The following is a 1576-nucleotide window of genomic DNA, read 5'->3' as shown; positions in this document are numbered from 1 at the left end:
AAATGCACAAAAACAGAAATTTTAACAGAACGTAGGGACACACTGCGTGTGTCCGTTATAAAAATCAAATTATTTCAATAGGTTAAGATTCGGACACGCAGTGTGTCCCTACAAGATACCAAAAAAGTAATGTTGTGCAACTGCTGCATAATACCGTTTATTTTCCCTATCGCTGGAGCTTTAAACAAAAAATACCCATCAAAGATGGGTACTTGGGAAGAGAATATTAAGAATATTTAATACAGATAGGAAGGCTAATACTTTTTATCCATAGCTCTATTTGAAAGAGAGGCTTTAAACAATGGAACTACCAAAAAACCGGCTTTTTGCATAAATTCGTGGTGATCCAACGTAAAAGCTATCTAATGATAAAAAAGCTTAGAAATATATTAAGTAAAAATGCCCGTTCCATTTTTTTGTTAAATTAGCCTCGTTTTTCATACTTACGTTTCGCTCTTGCACCGATAAAGAAAAATCCTCCAGCTAAAAAAACGCCAATTGTAAGTATATTCAAACCTAAACTAATTGGTAGGGTAATAACAAACACAAAAGAAATTAATGCTTTTCCAAGCCAACTTAGGAATATAGAAAATAATGTTCGATTAGCAATAATGCTTATAGCAAGGCATTAGTTTTTATAAAAAACAAGATTATGCCCAAGCCCTGCCTTATTTCACACAGGCAGAACATGAGGGGCATATGAAAGCACGGCGTTATTTGGGGCTGATGTATTTGAACGGCGAAGGCGTGGCGAAAGATCCTGTGGCTGCGTTTAGTTAGCAAGGTTATGGCGGCATCATTTGGGCGACCGATGAAGCACAGGCAAAACACCCTGCTTTTGTTCTTGTGCCGTCCTACACGGAAACGGCAGTGAACGACCAATGGCAAACCACCGAAGAAGTGGGAATGACTTTACGCCTCGTCAAAACATTGATGGCTGAAAAACCGATTGATGCCAACTGCGTTTACACCACTGGGCAGTCGATGGGCGGTATGATTTCGTTCTATCTCAACAGCATCGAGCCAAAACTGTTTGCGGCATCAATGTTCGTTGGCAGCCAATGGGACATTAACGTCTTGAAACCGTTAGAAAAAGCGAAATTCATCTACACCGTTTCTGCAGCCGATCAAAAAGCCTCTGCGGGTATGACACAGGTGGCAGAAATGCTGAAAAAAGATCGCATTGCCTATGCTGAAACGGAATTTTCCGCCAAACTGCCGCAAACAGAACAAGATGCACAAGTGCAAAAAATGCTTACACAAGGCAAAAAAATCAACTTTATCCGCTTCACGCCTAACACAGTGAATCCTGAAAACTCCACCCACAAAGGTGCAGAACATATGTATTCCTTTGACTACGCCTATTTGCTTGAACCCGCCCGCAATTGGCTGATGTCGCAAAGAAAAGGGAAGTAGTTTGTACAACAGCAACTGTGTTTCGCAGAAAACACGGTTGCAGCCCCTATTTTTCTATTTGCAAAATCGCCTCAAAATCAGACCGCTCTTTGTAATCTATAAACCTCATTTCCAATCAATTATTGCTTTTATATGCATAAATATAGGGGCTGTACTAGAT

General features: G+C 40.2%; 1 protein-coding gene. It reads left to right on the top strand.

Annotated elements, in window-relative coordinates; genetic code table 11:
• Positions 1 to 846 precede the first annotated feature (846 nt).
• Complete coding sequence (locus BKK50_RS12010; protein ID WP_208606218.1) at positions 847 to 1416, top strand: hypothetical protein; 570 nt, start codon at positions 847 to 849, stop codon at positions 1414 to 1416.
• Positions 1417 to 1576: the final 160 nt, after the last annotated feature.

Origin of the sequence: Rodentibacter rarus, from assembly GCF_001998965.1 — a bacterium.
Taxonomy (GTDB): domain Bacteria; phylum Pseudomonadota; class Gammaproteobacteria; order Enterobacterales; family Pasteurellaceae; genus Rodentibacter; species Rodentibacter rarus.
This window is presented reverse-complemented; position numbering and strand designations above follow the sequence as displayed.